This window comes from Rhizobium sp. SG741 (assembly GCF_012275435.1).
In the GTDB taxonomy this organism is placed as follows: Bacteria; Pseudomonadota; Alphaproteobacteria; order Rhizobiales; family Rhizobiaceae; genus Rhizobium; species Rhizobium lusitanum.
The window spans coordinates 1,016,780-1,036,455 of record NZ_JAAZQP010000001.1 but is presented as its reverse complement, the minus strand read 5'-3'; the positions used below and the strand labels follow the sequence as shown (position 1 = coordinate 1,036,455).

At 60.3% G+C, this 19,676-nt stretch carries 21 protein-coding genes; 2 read left to right on the top strand and 19 right to left on the bottom strand.

Annotated elements, in window-relative coordinates:
* Nucleotides 1-11 precede the first annotated feature (11 nt).
* The 7 genes from FHT29_RS05260 to FHT29_RS05230 form a co-directional block, all read right to left on the bottom strand.
* Nucleotides 12-431, bottom strand: coding sequence for a hypothetical protein (locus tag FHT29_RS05260; RefSeq protein ID WP_047562862.1), 420 nt, complete (start codon nt 429-431; stop codon nt 12-14).
* Complete coding sequence (locus FHT29_RS05255) at nt 421-852, bottom strand: hypothetical protein (protein WP_131512312.1); 432 nt, start codon at nt 850-852, stop codon at nt 421-423. Before FHT29_RS05255 ends, FHT29_RS05260 begins: the two co-directional genes overlap by 11 nt.
* Before the next feature lie 4 nt (nt 853-856).
* Nucleotides 857-6,940 carry a phage tail protein gene (locus tag FHT29_RS05250; RefSeq protein ID WP_168599271.1) on the bottom strand — a complete coding sequence of 2,028 codons (6,084 nt, stop codon included), beginning with the start codon at nt 6,938-6,940 and terminating at the stop codon, nt 857-859.
* 101 nt (nt 6,941-7,041) lie between these two features.
* Complete coding sequence (locus FHT29_RS05245; RefSeq protein WP_168599270.1) at nt 7,042-7,470, bottom strand: hypothetical protein; 429 nt, start codon at nt 7,468-7,470, stop codon at nt 7,042-7,044.
* A complete protein-coding gene (locus tag FHT29_RS05240; RefSeq protein WP_168599269.1) occupies nt 7,467-8,087 on the bottom strand; it encodes a hypothetical protein in 621 nt (206 codons plus the stop codon). The genes FHT29_RS05245 and FHT29_RS05240 overlap by 4 nt, the downstream gene beginning before the upstream one ends.
* Nucleotides 8,088-8,090: 3 nt before the next feature.
* Nucleotides 8,091-8,735: a hypothetical protein gene (locus FHT29_RS05235; RefSeq protein WP_168599268.1), complete on the bottom strand. Its 645-nt coding sequence runs from the start codon at nt 8,733-8,735 to the stop codon at nt 8,091-8,093.
* A complete protein-coding gene (locus FHT29_RS05230; protein ID WP_131512308.1) occupies nt 8,735-11,146 on the bottom strand; it encodes a hypothetical protein in 2,412 nt (803 codons plus the stop codon). The genes FHT29_RS05235 and FHT29_RS05230 overlap by 1 nt, the downstream gene beginning before the upstream one ends.
* A gap of 12 nt (nt 11,147-11,158) precedes the next feature.
* On the opposite strand from FHT29_RS05230, the gene FHT29_RS05225 reads away from it, so the two are divergent.
* Together FHT29_RS05225 and FHT29_RS05220 are read left to right on the top strand one after the other, a co-directional pair.
* Nucleotides 11,159-11,698 carry a hypothetical protein gene (locus FHT29_RS05225; protein ID WP_047562850.1) on the top strand — a complete coding sequence of 180 codons (540 nt, stop codon included), beginning with the start codon at nt 11,159-11,161 and terminating at the stop codon, nt 11,696-11,698.
* Between the two features lie 30 nt (nt 11,699-11,728).
* Nucleotides 11,729-12,271: a hypothetical protein gene (locus tag FHT29_RS05220; protein ID WP_131512306.1), complete on the top strand. Its 543-nt coding sequence runs from the start codon at nt 11,729-11,731 to the stop codon at nt 12,269-12,271.
* A 25-nt stretch (nt 12,272-12,296) separates the two neighbouring features.
* On the opposite strand, the gene FHT29_RS34380 is transcribed toward FHT29_RS05220, so the two are convergent.
* From FHT29_RS34380 to FHT29_RS05160, 12 genes are all read right to left on the bottom strand, one after another.
* On the bottom strand, nt 12,297-12,602 hold the full coding sequence (locus FHT29_RS34380; RefSeq protein WP_168597915.1) for a hypothetical protein: 306 nt from the start codon (nt 12,600-12,602) through the stop codon (nt 12,297-12,299).
* 23 nt (nt 12,603-12,625) lie between these two features.
* Entirely contained in the window at nt 12,626-13,027 is a 402-nt protein-coding gene (locus FHT29_RS05210) for a hypothetical protein (RefSeq protein ID WP_092577516.1), read from the bottom strand.
* Nucleotides 13,028-13,110: 83 nt separating this feature from the next.
* On the bottom strand, nt 13,111-13,596 hold the full coding sequence (locus FHT29_RS05205) for a hypothetical protein (RefSeq protein ID WP_068398185.1): 486 nt from the start codon (nt 13,594-13,596) through the stop codon (nt 13,111-13,113).
* 3 nt (nt 13,597-13,599) lie between these two features.
* Entirely contained in the window at nt 13,600-14,031 is a 432-nt protein-coding gene (locus FHT29_RS05200; RefSeq protein ID WP_015340443.1) for a phage tail terminator-like protein, read from the bottom strand.
* A 37-nt stretch (nt 14,032-14,068) separates the two neighbouring features.
* Entirely contained in the window at nt 14,069-14,461 is a 393-nt protein-coding gene (locus FHT29_RS05195) for an HK97 gp10 family phage protein (RefSeq protein WP_168599267.1), read from the bottom strand.
* A 21-nt stretch (nt 14,462-14,482) separates the two neighbouring features.
* Nucleotides 14,483-14,710, bottom strand: a complete 228-nt coding sequence (locus tag FHT29_RS05190; protein WP_037194498.1) for a hypothetical protein — start codon at nt 14,708-14,710, stop codon at nt 14,483-14,485.
* Nucleotides 14,707-15,063 (bottom strand): hypothetical protein, encoded by a 357-nt coding sequence (locus FHT29_RS05185; RefSeq protein ID WP_168599266.1) that lies wholly within the window; start codon nt 15,061-15,063, stop codon nt 14,707-14,709. Before FHT29_RS05185 ends, FHT29_RS05190 begins: the two co-directional genes overlap by 4 nt.
* Nucleotides 15,063-15,560 (bottom strand): DnaT-like ssDNA-binding protein, encoded by a 498-nt coding sequence (locus FHT29_RS05180; RefSeq protein WP_168599265.1) that lies wholly within the window; start codon nt 15,558-15,560, stop codon nt 15,063-15,065. Before FHT29_RS05180 ends, FHT29_RS05185 begins: the two co-directional genes overlap by 1 nt.
* Nucleotides 15,561-15,632: 72 nt before the next feature.
* Nucleotides 15,633-16,604 carry a DUF2184 domain-containing protein gene (locus FHT29_RS05175; protein WP_168599264.1) on the bottom strand — a complete coding sequence of 324 codons (972 nt, stop codon included), beginning with the start codon at nt 16,602-16,604 and terminating at the stop codon, nt 15,633-15,635.
* 3 nt (nt 16,605-16,607) lie between these two features.
* Nucleotides 16,608-17,078 (bottom strand): DUF2190 family protein, encoded by a 471-nt coding sequence (locus tag FHT29_RS05170; RefSeq protein ID WP_168597908.1) that lies wholly within the window; start codon nt 17,076-17,078, stop codon nt 16,608-16,610.
* Between the two features lie 27 nt (nt 17,079-17,105).
* Complete coding sequence (locus FHT29_RS05165) at nt 17,106-18,221, bottom strand: DUF2213 domain-containing protein (protein ID WP_168599263.1); 1,116 nt, start codon at nt 18,219-18,221, stop codon at nt 17,106-17,108.
* Nucleotides 18,222-18,302: 81 nt separating this feature from the next.
* Nucleotides 18,303-19,667 carry a phage portal protein gene (locus FHT29_RS05160; RefSeq protein ID WP_168599262.1) on the bottom strand — a complete coding sequence of 455 codons (1,365 nt, stop codon included), beginning with the start codon at nt 19,665-19,667 and terminating at the stop codon, nt 18,303-18,305.
* Between the last annotated feature and the right edge of the window lie 9 nt (nt 19,668-19,676).

Below are 19,676 nucleotides of genomic sequence, written 5' to 3'. Positions count from 1 at the left end.
CTTTCCTGTGTTTAAGCTTGGGCGTAAGCGCGGACGTCCTGCCAATCGATGTCGGCGGCGGCGCGGATTTCGGGAGCGGAGTTGGCGGCGGCAAGAACGGCGTTTGCCGATCGGCGGACGGCTTCGATCATCTGCGATCCGACTGCCCAATGCTGGTCTCGCGTCAGGATCTCGACGGCCTTTTCGAATCGGCTAACGCCATGCTCTGCGGCCTCGGCCGTGATGTGCGGCGTCTCGCTCTCGGGCACATTTGCGCCCTGTTGCCGATCGGCGACAATCAGCAGCGCCTCGCGGCGCTTCAGCGCATAGACGGCCTCCTGACCGGGAATGACGGTGATGAACATCATGCGCGCCATCCTGACCTGACGATCGATGTCGGTCTGCGCTTGGAGACGTTCCAGAGCAAGATCAGCCGAAATGTTAAACAGCATGGATGGTCACCTCGAAATGATGGAAACCTGCTGGGGCGATGAAGGAAAAACGGTGGTCGCCAAGAACGTCGGTCGTAAACTCGAAGACGTTGTCCTCGATCGCGACGATCTCGCCGGCATGAAGGACCGAGGTGCCGGCCGGCAACGTAAGGCGCACCGTGTCAAAGCCATCTGCCCGGACGGTGTATTCGGTGACATCGAGCACGATGCTTTTGGAGGTGATGACGCCGTCCAGTACATAGCAGTGCGCGTCGATGTCTCGGCGATATTGGTCGGCCGGTACTTCAATTGCCTTGAAGCCCTCGCCGTAGATGCCGGCATAATGCGGCAACAGGCTCAAAGCGCAATCGCCGCTCTGGCGGATTGCGCCGTCTGGGCCATGGACGATGTAGTGGATTGTTCTGTCTTCTAACGCTGTCATGGAGTTACCTCTTGAAAGCTGTGGCGGTGATGTTGCTTTCGTTCCAGCCGATGGTGTTGCTGGGGCAATAGAGCTGCAGGATGTAGGTGTGATTGCCGGCACCGGGAGCGTCGTAGAGGCCAGAGACGGCGACGAGGCCCGCCGTATAAGTGGTTTGTGTCGTCGTGCCGTTGCTGCCTCCTGTTCCAGAGACAACGGTTTGGACCACGCCAAGATAATAGGTCTGGCTGAAGATCGCCGTTCCGTCGCGGAAGATGTTGCAGCCGATCGGCTGTGAGTTCTGACTGCCGCCGTTCTGGTTGAACTGACCGAGCGTCATGGCATCAATCACCACGCGGCCATCGCCGGCAACATTGACGACACAGCTTACGAGATTGACCGTGCCGTTTGCGCCGATGGTCTGCGTGCCGGCGACACGCCCAGCGCCCACTCCCGTAACAGCGCCACCTTGAATATTGGACGTGCCGACCTGCAGCGAGCCGATGACGGCCGAGCTGATATTGACCGCGCCGAGATTGGCGGTGATGGCGTCGAGGCTGTTGACCGAGATCTTGTTCGCGGTCACGGCACCGTCAACGATCAGCTCGGCCGAGACGGCGCGGCGCATGACCGGCTTCGACCAGTAGCAGGAACTGCCAGTTCCGGCCGTCTTCTCCACCTGAAGCAGCATCGAAAGTTTCGTATAGCCGCTTGGCACTGTGTAGCGGCCCTGCAGGCGCACCCATCCGTTTTTGGTGGAGGTGGAGGCTACAGCGTTGAATGCCCATGTGCCAGAAGGCGTCTGGATCGCGGCATAGATGTTCGCGGTGCCGGCATCAGTGTTGTAGACCCAGACATCGAAGGCATAGACCTCGCCCGCCGTCACGGTGATGAAGTTCGACCGCGCGCAGTCGCGGCCGAGGGACTGCAGCACCCAGCCGGCCGCATCTCCCGAACCTGTGTCGTTATAGAAGGCCTGCTGGTTCTGAACCGTCCAGCCATCCAGGGTTCCGGTCTGCCAGCCATTGTCGGCCATGTTGCTGAAATCGGTCAGGACGAGTTGTTTGGCGGTAATGGCATTTGCCGCGATCTGGCCTGCGCCGATCGTGTTGGCGGCAAGCTTGTCGCCGGTAATAGAGCCGCCCGCGATCGTGATGGCGGTGACCGCACCGGCCGCGATCGTGCCGGCCGTGACAGCATTGGCGGCGACCTTTCCGGCCGTGACGGCGTTCGCGGCGATCTTGTCGGCAGTCACCGCGTTAGAGACGATGTTGCCGCCAGCAATCATCGTGACGCCGCCGTCGCTCCATGGGCTCGGTTCTGTCTGATTGGGATGGGCCTCACCGAAATACATGCGCGCCAGCCAAAGAAAGCTGTCGTTCTGACCGGCAACGGTCCCCTTCATTCGGAAGAAGACTATGGCCCTGGCTGCGTTCGCCGGCATCTGAACCTTGGCCCAGAACCGCTGATAATTGGCGAGGTTCTTTTGCGGATCAATGTTCTGGGCTGCAGGGAAAACTCCCCAATTGGGATAGGCGAGAAGAGTGCCATTAGCGTCCAACACCGCAAGGTAAGGCTGCACGCCGTTGCAGCGATGGCCGAGATAGTAAACGGACAGCTCGTACCAGCCGTTTGGCTTGACGGCGAACTGCTGACCGCTGCCATCCGCATTGTAGGATGTCACGCCGTACTCGATCCCCTGATCGCCGCTGATCTGCCGAATTTCGATAGCGCCAGGAATGGGCGCGTAGGTGTCCGTGCGCAGTGAAAGCGTGAACTTGGAGGCAGAATTCGACCACTCAGGCCCCCATCCGGTGAGGCCCGCAGACAGGTCCGAATTCGAGAGATAATTGCCACCGTTGCCGACAGCAAGCGCTTGGCTGGAGATAGACCCAGCAGCCAGCTTATCCGTCGTGATGGCCCCGGCCGCGATCTGTCCAGCCGAGACCGCACCGGCCGCGATCGTACCGGCCGTCACGGCATTCGCGGCGATTGTTCCTGCCGTAACCGCGTTTGCGGCCACCTTGCCTGCTATGACCGCATTTGCCGCAATCTTATCGGCGGTGATTGCGCCATCAATGATCAGGCTGGCCGAAGCCTTTCGCAGGATGCTGATGCCACCAAACGAGATGTTACCATCCGTTTGCGTGGAGAGGGTCTGAACGTAGATGCGCACAAGTCCGCCAAATGCATTTGCCGGGGGGGTGACTGTGCTCGAGAAGGTCTGAACGCCGCCAACAGCGTTCGGGCCGCCAGTATTGGCGATGTCTCCCCAGACGTCAGGGCTGAGCGTCAGTCCATCGACTCCCGTCCAGTGGATGCGTGCCCATACGTTCAGCTTAGTGCCCGAGGTGCGCACCATCTGGATTGAGGCGAGGTACTGCTGACCTGCCGTGACAGGGAAGGATGTCGACTGAGCCGCGAGCTGATAGCCTCCGTTGCCGGCGTATGTGAACTCTAAGGAACCCTTGGATGTGAACGCCTGTGTGGTGATCGGCTGCACCGCGACGTTCGCAGGCCGGGACAACCAGGCCGACGCCGTCTGGAATTGGTTGTCGGGAACGAGGTTTTCCCAATCCTGCAGAACGAGGCTTTTCGCCGTGATGGCGTTCGCCGCAATCTTGTCGGCCGTGATCGCATTCGCGACAATGCCGCCGTTGGTGACGAGAACGATGCCGCCATCGCTCCAAGGCGTCGGCTCGGACGCTCCGAACGGAATGCGGCACAGCATTGGCTTGTTTACAAAGGCATAACTGTCTGCACCGCCCGCCTGCGTGTCGCGCTTGCGAATAAGGATGGAAGCTGCCACAGCGTTAGAGGGCGCAGCTGCTGCTACCCGCAAGCGCAGCCAAAGGTCCGGATTGTTCGCATCTCCTGAGATCGCATTATTGGTATTGGTTGCGCTCGAACTGTAGCCAACTTCAATGCCGTCCGCGCCCACCCAGGCAATATACAACTCGATTTGGCAACGGTGGGCGGAAGCATAGACCGTGGTTTCAAACCATTCCCCGGCCACGCAGGGGACGGAGTACTTCAAGGAGCCAGCAAGTGCGGCACCATCCGGACGCAGCCAACGGATGTCCGCATAGGTGTCTGCACCTGCTGGCCCGCTATTTTGCCACAACCTTAGTGTCGAATTGTTCCGTCCTGACCATGACCAGCCCACCGGATTGAGTGCTAAGGACAGGCCGGCAATGGTGCCCCAGGGGAGATAGGTCCAGCAATCCGTACCCATCGTGAAGCTCGAATTCTGGAGCAGGTTCGCGCCGGAACCGACCGCGAGTTTATTGGTACTGACGGAATTCGATGCGAGCTTGTCCGACGTGACTGCGCCAGCCGCAATTTGCGAGGCGGAAACCGCACCGGCAGCAATCTGACCGGCCGTGATACTGTTGGCCGCGATCCGGTCGGCAGTCACTGCGCCGGCCGCGAGCTTCGGCGTCGAAATCGCCCCATCGGAGATCTGCGTTCCGACGATTTGACCGGCAATATCACCAGCCGCTGTTGCCGATGTCCAGACGCTGCCGGTGTAGCGGTAAAGCTTGTCATCCGTGGTCAGGTAGACCGTGCGACCTTCGCCATTGCCCGTCGTCGGCAGGCTCGAGACGATTTCCACCGGCCGGATGCCGGAAGCAAACTTCGTCGCATCAATGGCGGAAGCCGCAAGTTTTGCATTCGTGACCGCCGCATCCGCGATCTGCGAGGAAACCATCGCCCCCGTCACCTTTGCCGCTGCAACGGCCGCGATCTGCGCATCCGTCATCTGGCCGGTGATGTCGGTTGCTGACGTTGCCGCAGTCCACACTCCGCCATGATAACGATAAAGCTTACCATCCGTCGTCAGGAAAACCTGCCGGCCTTCGACATTGCCTGAGGTGGGAAGATCAGAGACGACTTCGACGGCCTTGATGCTGCTCGCAAGGCTGGTCGCGTCCACCGCACCTTGGGCGAGCTTGGCGGCCGTCACCGCGCCATCGGCCAGTTTGGTGGAAATGACGGCACCGCTCGCCAGCACGTCGGCCGTGACCGCCGCCACTTCAAGCTTTGCGGTCGAAACGGCCTGGTCGGCGAGCTTCAGGTTGGTGACGGCCTCGTCCATGATCTTTGCGGCCGTAACGGCCGCGTCGGCGATCTTCGAGGCGATGATAGCGCCGTCGAGGACGTCGCCGGCCTGGATGAGGACGTTTGGCGTCTTGACGGTCAGCCATGCCGACCAATCGGTTGCGCGGTTCGATCTTGGGAGGTATCGGCCCCGCGCCTCATAGTCGGTATTGGAGATCATCCATTGTCCGGAAATGATCCAGGAATAGGGAGAGGCATAGGGATTGCTGTCGCTGTCGAACACGACATCGCCGGTCGCCTTGAGGCGAACCTGCACCCATACGCCCGTAACGTCATCGAGATCCTGCGCACAACTGATCTTGATTGCCGGACGGCGATCGATGCCACCGGCATCCTTCACCGTTGCCGGCTCGACGGTCCAGCCGATCATCGGCTGCGATGGCGGCGTGATAGGGCCGAGCCAGCCGGTGGCGGTGGGCAGCTGCAGGCCAGGATGCCAGTCATAGTCGGCGGGGTCGACTTCTTTCAGGGTAACGACGATCAGGAAACTGGATTGCGGCTCGACCTTGACGACGAGGAATTTCTTCTCGTCATAGCCGTTGCGCGCGGAAGACCAGGAAACGACATCGTTCGGCTCCAGCGGATAGGCATCCGGCGGCAGCGATACCTGATGCACACGAAAACGCCGATAATCCTGGATCATCGCCAGGCCGACACGCTGCACCTGATTGGCGAACGGAACGGTGAGCAGCTGGATCTGCGCCGGCAGGCGGCGATTGCCGTCCTGAACTTCCAAATCGGCATTGTAACGGCCCGGAGCATCCTTCGTCGCCCATTTTTCCGCAGGCTCGGGATAGGTCGCTTCAATGGCGTTATAAGTCGCCGAAAGCGAGGGGAATGGCTGGAAATCCTGCTCCTCTGTGACGATGATATCGTCATCCGTGAAAGAATAGACCGCCGCACCCGGCGTTCCCACAAGCATCTTGAAGATGCCGCCGACTTCCGCGATGCGGCCGTTGCAGCCCTTCAGCAGCTCCGAAATGGCATCGAGGGGTTCCTGATCGCATTGGATATCGTAGCCGGCACGGAAAGCTGGTTCGCTGCCACCGCCGTCGAGCTGGACGGACGCGTCGCAGGCATTCGCCGCTGCCATCCAGTTCGCCACCGGCAGGCAGAAGGCGCCGATGTTCTGGCCGCCGTAGACCCATTCCGACCCGTAGTAGACACCACGGGCAAGGTTGTAGGTCATCACAGCCGGGTTGGTGCTAGGCTCCCACGTCGAAGGATCGGCCCAGCGATGCGCACCGTTGCCGCCGACCGAGGAATCCTTGCGGACGTCGTAGAGCGGCAGCGGGTGCGGCTCGAAAAGGCCGGCAGGGACGCCCCTGAAAAGATCGGTATTATAGCGCGAGGTGAGAATGACCACCTGGCAGCCACGGCCGATCATCGTCGGCTTCCAGGGCCGCTCGGCATGGCCACCGAATTTGGCCGTCAGAAAGGGATCGGGGCTCGTCTGCGTACCGTCGAGGAATTTGATCCAGAGATAGTCCTTGCCCTTGACGCGATATTGCAGAACCGGGAAACCGCGACCGTCGGGGTGCGGCTCTTCCCAGAGAACGCCGACCTTCTGATCGTCGATCCAAAGGCTGCTCAGGCCGCGTTCGCCTGCGCGGTTAGGCAGGCTACCGATTTCGATGACGTCGGTGAAATAGGCATTCGGCGTCTTGCCGTCCTCGCCCCAGGTGCCGGCATATTTGCGCTTGCCGGCGGTCGCGTAGCTGCCGATGATGAAGGACATCGCATGATCGTCCCCCATGCTGATCTCGAGCTTCGTTCCGGCTGGCTGAGGCTTATCCTTCTTCGCCAGCGCCTTTTCGACCAGCGAAAGGCCGATATTGATGGCAACCGTCAGTATTAGTTTGCCGATGCTGATCGAGGAGAAGAAACTCGCAATCGAGCTGATCGCCAGGCTGAGCGGGTCGGCATGCGCCGCATCCGCCACCAGCCAGAAACTTAGGACGTTCAGAAGCAGGATGAGATATTTCATGGATCGGACGACCTCGATTGGCGCGTGGGAAAGGGCCGTCGCAACCAACGCTGCGCCGACTTATCACCGGTCAGGGATAAAATTGATATCGAGAGGCCGGATTAACCGACCTTGAAGGCCCGCTTGGCGTCGAGCAGGTCGACCGTGCCGAGCCCGCTCTCGCGCAGCACAAAAATGCGCTCGCCATTGACGACGCCGAGCGCGTAGCCGAAGGGCCCCTCGTGCGGGATAGCCGCGATATCGCCGATGCCGGCTTCGCTTGGGTGGATCTCGGGCAACATGCTGGCAACGAGATCGGCAAGATTGTCGAAGCCCGCCACCTTCATCGTCTTCAGCGCGCCGGCGGCGGTCGAATACTCCCCGCGAAACTGGGCGGCACAATCGACGCCGGTGATCGCCAGCACCAGATTGCCGGCAAGGCCCGGCCCGCAATCATGGCTGCCCCAGGCAAAGGGCGTGCGCTTCAGCCGATCGATTTCGGCGACGAAGCGGGCACGCCAGTTCTTGACCCTGACGAGATCGCTGTTCATTTCTGCCCCCAGGGGATCTGCCAATTGGCGACGGTGCTGGAATAAAGGCCGAATTCATCGCCGCTGCGGCGCTTCTGGCCTTCGTAGGAGGATTTGGCCGGGTTGGTGCGCTCCAGCATGGCGATGGCGGCGGAGATGGCCGAGATTTCGATATCGCCATCCTGCCCCACTGCCGGCGTCTTCACCGGCGCGCCATCGGCAATGCCGAGAAAGGCGATTTCCGGAGCAGCACTCGGCAGGCGCGTGCCGGTATCGAACGTCATGTCGTGGATTTCGATCGGCGCCAACCGCAGGTCATAGCCGCGCACGAGCTGCTGCACGGCGGGCGCGATCTGGCCGATGGTGATGGTCACGGTCTGGATCGTCAGATCCGCCGTGCGCGGGATCGGGCTCACCTGCAGATTGAGGCCGCCATAATAGGTGCGCGCCTCGGGCAAACCGGTGACGCCGGAGGTGACGGTTATGTTGATGTCGTCATCGCCGGTCCAGAGGCCGATCGAGGCCGGCGCGCCGCTGGTGAGATCCTTGCCGGTGATCCATACGAAACGACGGGGCACGAGCCCCTTGTCGCGCGCGCCGGTCAGCGCCGCGAAGAAAGCGGAAGTGATGTTCTTCATCGTCTATTTCTTTTGGATGATCTTGAAGGTGGCGCCGGAGGTGATCGGGCCGCTCGCGGTGCCGGGATTGTGGCTGCCCGGCATGACCAGGCATTTGCAGGCCGGCAGCAGAAGCGTCACGCCGAGACCGGCGGCAAAGCCCGCCGGCAGATGCGGGAAGACGCCGAAGACGGGCGTGATCCCCTGCCCGCTGGCAGCAACCGTTTCCGAGACTTCGAGAAAGGCGTAGCGGCCGCCATAGCCAATCTGCATCTTGTCGCCGACGGTCAGACGATAACCGGCCGGCAGGCCCTTGAGGCTGAGCGAGGCATTGTCGGCCCCGAGTGCTGCAACACTGACCGCAGCGCTCCCGAGCTTCGTCCCGTCGGGATCGGCCTGCGGATATTTCGACAGCGGATCATAAAGAAAAAGCGCCTCCTGGGCGCCGTGTAGCTTGCGGATGCGGGCGGCAATCTGTTTCGCCTCCGCATTGTACATGTCGGCCAGCGTCACCGTGCCAGTCCAGAGCGGCGGCGCCAGCTCCGCCTGCCAGACCCGGCCATCGCCGGAGCCGGAAAGCTCGTCATTGCGCTGAATATCCCAGACGATGCTGGAGATCTTCAGAAGATCGGCAAAGGCCGGCAGGCTGTAGGGATAGGAAACGGCCATCAGCGCCTCCGGGGATTGCGGTTGATCTGCGCGACGCGATCGGGAAGCTGCTGATTGAAATCATTCAGCCCCTGCCGCGTCGAACTCTGCGCTTCCGATTGCGCGACATTCTTCACATAGGCCTTGAGATTGCCGTCCTCATCGACGGAAACGCCGACCGTGACATGCACGCCGGAAGCGGAGCCGGAGGCATCGTTCTGATTGTCGGCCCTGAGGCGACGGACGGGAACGGCAGCATCCGGCTGCGCCCGCACCAATTGCGGCCCGCTCTCGCCGACCACGCCGCCATCGGCATAGCCACGCCGGCCAAGCCGCATCGCCTCGACGATGCCGACGCCGCCAGCTCGGGCAATATCCTTCTGGCTCCAGACGACCTCGCCGGCATGAACGATGCCGGCCGGCTCATTCTTGCCGCCAGGGCCGGTATAGCCGCCATCGGCCCAAAGGCCGGGAATGCCGCTCGCGACCGCTGCCGCCGCCTGCGGCGATCGCGCCAGAATGCCGAGATCCAGCCCGCCGCCTCCGCCGAAAAGCCCGCCAAGGATACCGCCCCCACCGAACAGCCCGCCGCCTGCGGCGGCACTGTTGACCTGGAACAGGCTGTTGAGCACATCGTTCAGCAACCTGTCGGAAATCTTGGTGAGCACGGAAATCGCCGCCTTCCCCAGGGATTTCCAAAGGCCCTCGCCATTGCGCAAGCCGCTGACCAGCGTCGAGGCGAAATCGCCGGCAAGCTCGCGGGCATATTTCAGCTGTTCATTATAGCGAATGATATTGGCCGAGGCCGAATTCATATCGACGGGCAGGCCATATTGCTTCTGTGTCGAAGCAACAGTCTGGTCGATGGTCGAGCGGCCCATTTGATCCTGCTGGAACTGGATATCGCCCGCCAATTTCTGCAGCGACTGCGCCTCAGCAACGCGCCGATAGGCATCAGCCTGATCGTTGGCCGCCTTGGTCAATTGCGGCATCTGCGCCAACTGCGCTGCACCGCTTTTCTGAAGATCGTCCTGACTTTGCTTCAGCGTGACAACCTTCGACTTCACATTGTCCGTCGCGGCAGCGGATTGAGTGGAGGTCTGTATTCCAACCATCGCTTGTTCCGTGTTGACCTTCGAGGATTTCGTAAGAGCGTCCATGGCTTGCTGAGTGCCGTGGAGTTCGTCCTTTTGGCTGTTTTGAACGCCAATACTGTTCGCGGTGGACTTCATTTCAATCGCAAGAGGACTGACGCGAGAGAAAGCAGAAATATTTGGAAGGAGCATATTCGCGCTGGCGCCGCCTTGGGGGAAAACGATTTGCTTTGCTGGATCGGCGGCGAGGCTTTGAGGCCTATTAGACAGTTCATGTTGCGCTTTCAAACCATTCGCGACAGTCAAGTCCTGTATGATTGATCCGAGAACGCCTTTGAAATTCTTGGAAAACTCAGCAAGTTCAGGATCATCGGGCATTTGCGCCGCCGTCTTGGACAACATTTTATCAAAGTTCTGCGCGTCCACTATTTGAGCGGTGCCCGCTTTAAGTTTATCATAGAAATCTAAATAGCTATTCCCCAGTTCGGAAAGCTGACTACCAGCCCTGCCTGCAGAGGCAGAAAGTAATACATCGAACTCACCCGCGACACTTTCGAACTTACCGAGAGCTTGACTAAATGTGCGGTCAGCGCTCTCACGAAATCCAACAGTTTGATTGAGAAGATCCTCTCTTGAGATTTTCTCAGCCGCAAATTTCTCAACTGCCGGATTGCTTTTCTGCCCCGGCAAAGATTGCACTTCCCTGGCAAGCTGAGCGTCAGACTTGATCTGTGCCGCAGATTTTTCACGCATTATCGCCGGGCTAAAGGACTCTATCCAATTACCTACCCACTCGCCAACTTCACCTACATAAGGAATTTTTTCATTAGCTATGCCTTTCACCGCGAAGCTCGTAGCGCTCAAAAGGATATCCGCTATGCCTTTACCTGTATCGTTCGCGAAATCCGCCCTATGTGCCAGAAAATAATCATAATCCTTGTCCCCGGTAGATGATACGTTTGCGGAAGCAGCGATGGTGTTCTGTGTCTCCGTAGCTGAAGCATAGGATAAGTGCGCACCGTTGTTTGGTCGAGCATCAAGGGCCATTAGCCCGCCCCTCAACTTATCCGCAGCGAGACCGTAGCTGGCTCCAAACTTTAGTACATTTGCGGCCGCCTTATCGACGGTTCCACCAGTCGTCTTCGCCTCGCCATTCATGGTCTTGAACGCGCGTGACGTTGCGCCAGAGCTACTTGTCACACGCCCCATCGCCGCAGCAAAACCATCTAAGTCACCAGTGGCCTTCCGCACATTCGAGCTATCAACAGAAATACCAAGAGTTGCAACATCAGCCACTAGCGTACCTTTCGAATAGATGGCAGAAATCACCCAGCGCATTCGGGGGATTTCATGAAGTTGTTTTCAAATATTGCGATCACGTCGTTTCTGTTGGCGCTGCTGAGCAGTTGCGGCGCCTTCGACCCGCCGATCGTGACGGCTTGTGAGGAAAATCTGAAACCGGCACTCGTGGTACCGTCAAGCTATGAGCGTAACAGCTTTATCCCCGGTGAGAGGCCCGCCACCAGAGCCGAACTTGACGAGGCATTTCGGCATCCCGATCTGAAAAAATTCTACCTGAAGGAGTTTGATAGGGGAGCGCTGAAGCCAGTAATTTATACCGGAATACTGAACTTCAGCGCATTGAACAGGAATGCTGATCACGTCACGACAACGGTTACTTGCCGATACTTCTCCACCGACGGCAGCACGTCCCAAATTGCGATTTGGTCGGTCGTCCCTTCGCCAGTGGATGCTTCCGCATTTTCCCAGATAATACGAGACATCGGCAACGATCCGCCTCCGACACCGGCAGAGGAGTTGCGATACTCAAAGCCAATCGCCCCTTATGCTGGTTGGATTCGCGACCAGCTTCGTCGTGTCTTCGGCTGAATGCTGCAAAGCTATTTCGCGGGAATTTTAATGAAATTGATTGTTAGCGTGATTGCAGTGCTTGCCGCGTTGCTGTTGATCTACAGCTTTGGCATCTTTGATCCGCCGATCGTGACCGCTTGCGAGGCCCGTCTCAAAGGGTATCTCGCGGCACCTTCCACCTATGAGCGCAACAGGTTCTTCTTTAACGAGAGGCCGGGTACCAGAGGTGACCTGGAAGAAGAGTACAAACAAAGCCCCGACATACGAAGCTTTTTTCTGGAGAGATTTGATGAAGGCTCGATAAAGCCTATGCTCTATACCGCAACCATAAACTTTAACGTGCTGAATACGAGAGCGGAAAAGGTTACCAGAGCAATTAATTGTCAATATCTTTCCATTGATGGCAGCATTTCCAAAGTATCAGCGGGCGGGGTTTCCATCTTTAAAACTGATTCCGCCAGTGATTCTGAGATACTTAGGGACTTTAGCTATGCCCCTTCCCGAACTGTGGAAGAATTGCGGAGAGAATTGAAACCAATTGCCCCTTATGCGGGATGGGTTCGCGATACATTCAGGTGGCTCTTTGGTTGATGCATTTGAAGTCGCTTCCTAAAACCTACCCCGCCTCCCGCGCCCTGATCGCCTCTGTCTCCTCCTCCACCGCTTGGCAATAGCGCCCGTCCATCGCCTTCAGCACGGCGATGTCCTCGCGGCGCAGGAGGTTGCCGGTCAGCTGCAGCCAGCCCAGCATTTCCTGGTGTGAGAGCGGCGCCGGGCCGGAAAATCCGGAAGCCTGCGTCGAGCGCAGGTCCCAGAACCAGTCCCAGAGCGCATGGCCGGCCTCCGGCACCTCGGCCTCCGGGCTTAAAAGCTCGAAGGCCTCGTTGCGCTCGCGCCGGGTCTCGCCGTTTGTATCGCGCACGCAATCATAGCGCGCAACGACCCCTACGGCTTCTGAAAGCCCTTCGGCAAGCTCTTCATAAAATTTGCGCGGTCCTCCGAGGCGCCGGCCACCTGATCGTAGATCCAGCCGGCGTCCTCGACGACTTCGCGGGCCTTCTCGAAGGAGAGCACCGGCTGCTCGCCCTTCCACTGCTGCTCGCCCCAGTTCCAGGAGGCGATAGCCGCGGCCGCCTTGTCGAGATATTCGGCCTCGACCTTGCTGGTGGTCAGCTTCTTCTTACGGCTGGCGAGGAAGCGGTCGCTATGCTGGCGAACGATCTTCTTCACCTCGTTGCTCTCGGCCGAGCGGATCATGAAGGAGATGCCGAGCGGCTCCTCGGTGGCCGGATGCAGGAGCTGCAGCTCGAAGAGATCTTCGGAATTGACGAGACTGGAGATATCCAAGGAAACACCTTATCGGTTGGGACATATTCGAGTGGCCGCGCGCCGCAGGAGAGCGACGCGCGCAAGGTTCCGTAAGATCGCGCTTACGGCGTGGTGACGGGGTCGACGCGGATCGGCAGCTGGTTGAGGCCGATCTTGAACTTCTCCAGATCGAAATCGTCGGAGCCGCCGCCCGGATAGAGCGGGCCGGAAACGACGCCGCGCGAATAGAACACCGTGTTGGTCTTGCCCTGCGGCGCGTCGTTGCGCTCGACCTTGATCGCCATGTTGTTGATGTTAAGCGGATCGCCGAAGACGCGCAGAATGTCCTGGCCGGGATCATCGGCGATGGAGGCAACTTCGAGCTCCGGATCGCCGGCGTTGGAAACGCCCTTCTGCTTCTGCTGCACCGGCTCATCCAGCGTATTGTAGTTGTTGATGGTGGATTCCGAGCCGAAATCGCCGACCTTGCCGACCTTGCCTACCTGCACCCAGGTCAGCGCGGCATAGGCCGTGGCCGTCAGGTCGGTATTCTGGGGCGTCTCGCATACATAGACTTTCGAGCCCTTCTTCGTGCTTTTATTCGCCATGGATCATGTCTCCGGTTCAAAGGCGGTGTAGGGAATGGTGACCGGTATCTGCACCCGGTCATCCTCTTGGATCGGGCCTGCGGCCCACGGCTCGCCACTGATCGTGATCTTCACGCCAGAGGCGAAGAGCGTCTTGTTGTTGAAATGGTCGATGACCTGGCCGGCGGCATCGAGTGGCTTGATCAGCCCGCCGCCGGCCTTCCAATAGACGGAAACCTGCAGAAGCCCGAGCTTCTGCTGCGGATCGTCGCCGAGCGTCACCTGCCGGGGACGGTTGGGCAGGTAGCTGACAGCCAGATAATTATCCGGCTTTTCTTGCCCCGCCGGCGGGAAGGCAATGCCCGGCTGCGCCACCGGCAATGGCGGCTGGAATTGGAGTGCGGCCAGATGGTCCAGCAGCGCAGCCAGAATGAGAGCGTCCGTCCCCGTCGCCATGCGTCACCCATGTCTATGATGTTGAAATTTAGAGAGATCAGTCCGCCGAGTCGCGTGCGGCGCTCTCGACGATGTCAGGCCATTGGCGCGCCGCAAGCCGCACCATGCCCTGCCCCGCCTGCCCATCCTTGCCATACTCGACTGCGGCGGCGTGCGGCGCGGTGAACCCCATATGGATCATCCCGCCTAATGGCACGCCGAGGCCGGCCAGATCGACCGGCTGGCCTTCATTGGATCCCTCCGCGTCCCTGCTTTGCCGTGGCGGGGCGGAGACCCGGAAGGAATTGACAAGTTCGCCGGAGGCCACAGGCGTTGCCTCGACGATCGCCCCGGCCAGCCGCTGCGCGGAGAGGTTCGCCACCTCTTCCATGCGCCTCTTGGTCCGCTCGGCCCAGGCGGCAATATCGGCGGAAAAATTAGAGGAAGCCATGTCGATTGCCCCTTGATAGCGTTATGGATCATCGGCGGCGTCGCCCGGCGAAGAGCCACGCCGCTCGAAATTCAAAAGGGTGAGATGACCGTAGCGGGCGCGAACCGCAGGTCTGGCGGTTTGGGATTCGGCCTTCGCTCCGCCACTCCTCTCAATTCCCGGCAACGGTGAAACCCGATTGAGCAGCAGGATGGTTCGCGACAGCAGCCAAAGCGTCAGGATCGTCTTGAAACGCACCAGCGCCGTCATCGCCGCACCTGCAGCTGCCAGAAGACGACGGTTCCGCCCGGCGACAGCGGTTGGATATCGACGATCGCATGCTCGACGCCGCCGATCAGCATCTTGTCGGCCAATGTCGGCGTGATCGAAAGCCCCTCGGTCGAGATATAGACCATGCGATCCCCGCGCTGGATCAGCGTGTCAGCAACATGCGCCTGGCTCTGATCGAGATCGACGAACGAACAGGGAAAGTCGTCGCTCGCCTGAACGGGGTCATAATCAGGGCCGGAATTGTTGATGCGCCGCAGACTGCCTTTTTGGCCGAACTTGGCGATCAGCCGCTCGGCAGTCGCCCGGGTCTTGCCATAATCGAAAGCCTCCATCACACCACCAGAATGCCCGGCAGAACCGGACGCAGGAGGGGATAAAGCAGGCCGTCGAGCTTGGTCAGCACCGGCCTTGCGGCAGCGATCATGTCGTCGCTCGTGTCAGCGACTGCATATTCCGTCTCAAGCGGCCCCACCTTCTCGCGCTTCACCGTGCGGGCCGCAACGATGACAGGCGTCAGGCTGCCGGGTTCCGAAAGCTCGAGCGCCGCCGCTTCATAGGCCGCATAAGTCACGGCCAGCGGCAATGCATCGTCAGCGATCACTTCACCATTCACCGTCGTCGCCTCGCTGCGAGGCCAGGACAAGGCTTGGTCATAGCCCCCGGTTCGCCGCCCGCTGAATTTGGGCTCGTAAAGGCTGTCGACCACCTGCGATCCGCGCACCAGCGCCGCCAGGCGATCGCCATCGCTGGCCAGCGCCCAGCCGGCATTGGCACGATCGGCGAAATAGGCATCGGCGGCAGCGAGCGTGCCGTAAAAGGATGCGGACATGAAAGCTCCGTATCGATCGTTGAGAAGACAGACGCCCTCTCCCCGCGCGAGGCGGAAAGAGGGCAATCAGCGTCAGGCCGCAGCCGTGATCTCGTCGCCATAGGCCATGGCGGCCGGCAGACGCACCTCGGTGCCGCCGGTGCGGGCGATGATGCCGGTTTCGAAGCTCATGATCGACTTCTGGCGCGGCTGCAGCACGCGGCGCGGCATCGGCAGATGGAAACGCAGTACCTCAGGATCACGGCGATAGACCACCATGCGGCCGCCGCCATCCTGCGATGCTGTGGCCAACTCACGCAGCGGCTGGATGTCCAGCGGCTGCCCGGTCTCGGCGGTGTAAACATTGCCGCGCCGCAGGAACTCCAGCACGGTGATGTAGCCGTCGCCATCGGCAAGCCGTTTGGTGGCGATCAGGCGGAAGGCTTCGGGCGGCAGACGCAGGCTGTCGACCCACTCGACCTCGCCCGTTCTCTTCCGCACGCCGCCGATAAGATCGTTGACGTCGCGCAAGATCTGGTCGGCCGTTTTGGCAGACCAGTGCGTCGAGCCGCTTGTGCCATCGGCAGCGACATCGACACGCGAGACGTTCGGATCGTTGACGAAACCGGTCCAGCCTTTTTCCGTCGAGCCGATCATGGCGACGGAATTCAGCAGGCGCTCGATCTTATCGGCGGCGAAAATGGCGTTGGATGCGTTGAGATCGAGACTGTAGAGCGCGGCCTGATTGACCTCCTCGAGATTCCATTCCCAGCCCGAGCCAAGCATCGCGAAGTCGTGGCTGGCGCTGTCGCGCGTTGACTGGTTGAACGGCATGTCCGTGCCGGCGGCGGAGAGGAACTTCGCCTCGCCGGCGCTGTCGACCGTAAAGAAGGTCGTGCCGGCAGCCCATTCGTTACCTTCAGTGACGACAGGAACATGGAGGCCATAGTTGAGGGTCGGATAGCGCCGCTGGTAGATACGGGTCTCGATATTGCGACCCTGCGCAATAACGAAGGAATAGGCCGCCTGGGCGTCCGCGAAATGCTGTCGAACGAATTGGTTCATGGATTAGGCGCTCCTGTGCTTGAGCGAGATTTCGACGATGTCGCCGTTGCTGCCGCTCGTGTCGAAGAAACAATCGGGGATGGGGCCGACGATGCCGGTGCCGGCTGCGTTGACATAGGCGTCGGCAGCGGAGCTGTAGTAGACAGCGTCACCATCGGCGACGGCGCCGCCTGCCCGCACATACATCTGACCGGAGGTCAGGAATGCGCCCGTGACGAACTGCGCAAAGCCGCCGGCTGGTGCTACATCCGGCAGCACGGTCGGCGTCAGCACGGCAATGCCGAGGAATTTGCCGCCGGCGGCGTAAGGCGCCACGCCGTGGTCGGCGAGGCCGCGCTGGACGGGCTGGCCGAACTTGATTCCGGCGGCATTCTCCACCGTACGGCTGATCTTGTTGGCCTGTTCCTCCGAAGCGATCTGCCCATGCAGGCCCTTCCGAGGAGCGTTTCCATAGGTGGTCTGATAAGTCGCCATTGAAGCGTCTCCTTTTCGTTGACCTGGTTAGGTGGGGTTGGCGGCCAGATGCGCGGACTGGAGGTCGCGAACCATGGCGGCATAGGCAGTGAAGGCTGAGGACATGGACGTCTGCGTCGAGTTGATGCCGTCCTTGACCGCACCGGCAAACAGATCCGGCTTTTCGCGCAGCCCCTCGGCCAGCATGTCGAAACGCGCGTCGATATAGGCATCCGATCGGCCTTGTACGGCACTCTCGCCTGCCTTGGCGATAACGACAGCCTTGCGGATCGCCGCATCGGTGAGGCCGGATGTCCTGATATTGCCGGCAATCGTCTTGGCAAGGCCGATCAAGTCGGCGCGCGCCTCGGCTTTCCGATCGATTTCGGCATCGCTCGGAAGTGCGGATTTGAGCGCATCGGGTTCCGCATCGCGAACGGCGATGGCCTTCTGGTGCGCAACCTCCGCATCCGCAAGTCGTTGCTGCAATGTCGTGATGATCTCCGCGGCCTGATCGCTGACCTCGATGTCGATGCCGTCGATCGTCATTGTCTTCGTGGGCATCATTCCTTCCTTGCTCTGATGATGATCGGAAATGGAACGTGGGGCTGCGAGAGGAGAGCAGCCCCACGGTGCGGCTGCATCGCCGATGCGGACTTTCGAGCCCGCTCGGCCACGGCGCACAATGGCGATATGGTTGATGCGAATATTTCGCTGAATGGCGTCATACGCTTCGCCTGCAGGCGTTACGCCCGCGGTAAAGTCGACGTCGCAGACATAGCCGGCCGAAAGCTCCTGCTTGCCGCTTTCAATGTCCTGAATGGCCGCTTCGTCGCTGACCATCAGCGGCACGCGGAGGAAGATGCCCTCGCCGGCGATCTCGTCACCGGTCTGGCCGACGGAGTATTTCTTCCAGTTCTCCGACGTGACCATTTCCGGCGGATGTTCGTTTGTCACCGGCCGGTGAGCGGCACTTTTCAGCGTATCGTCGGAAAAGACTTCCGTGCCCGGCCGATAGATCCGCACGGCGTGCATCTCGGGCCGGCCGATCTCGGCGCCGCTGTAGCTTTGAATGCCCGTGCGGGCGATCCGGGCGTCGGCGACAAGGTAGCCGTCTCCGGTCCGCCGCGTTCCCGCGACGGTGACAGTGTCTGTGAAATTCATGTTGGGATTTCTCCTGGTCGGAGCCTAATGGAGTTTAGAGTAAGGAGCTGCTGGCTATGACAAAGCCGGATGCTTGGGCGGTTACATCGACAGGACGTTGCGTTCTTCGATCGGGTCAGAAGCCAGTTTGGGCTGGGCGGCATGTTCCGATTGGTCGGATGCCTTCATGGCCGCCTCCAATCCGGGCAGCGATCCATCCTCGACGAAAGCATTCACCAACGCTTCGGAGAGCGCCTGTCGCGCGATAATCTCCCCGCCGGCAGTTGAGCCAAACAAGGCTCGCGCCGCTTCTGCCTTCGTCTTGAAGATATCGGCCCGCTCCTTCTCGCTCATCTGCTCCAAGGGCGCCCAGCTGGAATAGATCGCCGGATCGCGGGCACCGGTGGCAGAACGAATAAGGCATTCGTCGAGCCGCGCCATTGCGGGCGTATAGTCAAGCTCCTGGATTGCCTGGATCCGGTCGTGATAGTTCTTCATGTCGGCAGCGCCGGTGGCATTCAGGCCGGCGGGCGATTGGCCCAGCAAGCGTGTCACCGGAATATCAGCGGCACCAGCAACGATCTGCATGAAAGCCATCAGAATGTCGGTAAGACCGGAGAGCGGCGCACCCTTGCTGTCGTATTCCTCCTCAGCATCGAGGATCAGCGTTCCGTTGACACCCTTGATGGCATTGGCGAGCGTATAGCGGCGCAACACGGCGTCCTCATAGGCCTGATTGCCGATATTGGCAGAGAACTGCGGCACCCTGATGATATCGATCTTCGCTTCGAAGACGAGGCTGGCGATATTGGCCGCTGTGCTATCCGCATTCTTGATCGCGTCGAATGTCGCGGCCAGCACGCTTTCGCCCCAAGCATGATTGCCCATGCCGCCGAACTCTTCATTTGGCGTCATGACACCTCTGAAAATGACCAGTCGCGACGGATGGATAACCACCTGCGTCCCGTTGGCGCCGGTTAGCGTGTAGAATTTCGGTTTGCCATACCACTCGGACGCCGGATCGCCATCCATGTCACCGGCTGCAAGCTGGCGGCGTGTCAGCACGGTCAGATGCTTGAGGCCGCCTTTTCCAACTGCCTCCATGTCGAGCGGCAGTGCCGGATCGGAATCATCGGTACCGATGAACAAGGCAGCGCCACCGAACAGACGCGCTTTCGTGGACGCTTCAAGCACCTTGCCGCGCAGATTGAGCCGGCGCTCCTCCGCTTCGATCAATCCGATCTGGTCGCCCGCGGCCTGCCAGTTTCGCCACTTCCGGCAGCTATCCAATGCCGGGATGTCGATGATCTTTCGCGGCAGCCAGGAGCCACGATAGGCCGCGATAATCTGCTCGTCTGTCAGGATCGGTTGCGCGTAGAAAACCGAGGCCGCCTTGTCTCTTTCCGTGCCCATGCGGGATGCAAGGCTCACCAATCCGTCGCGAACCATCGAGAATATCTGCCCCATGGATTGTCC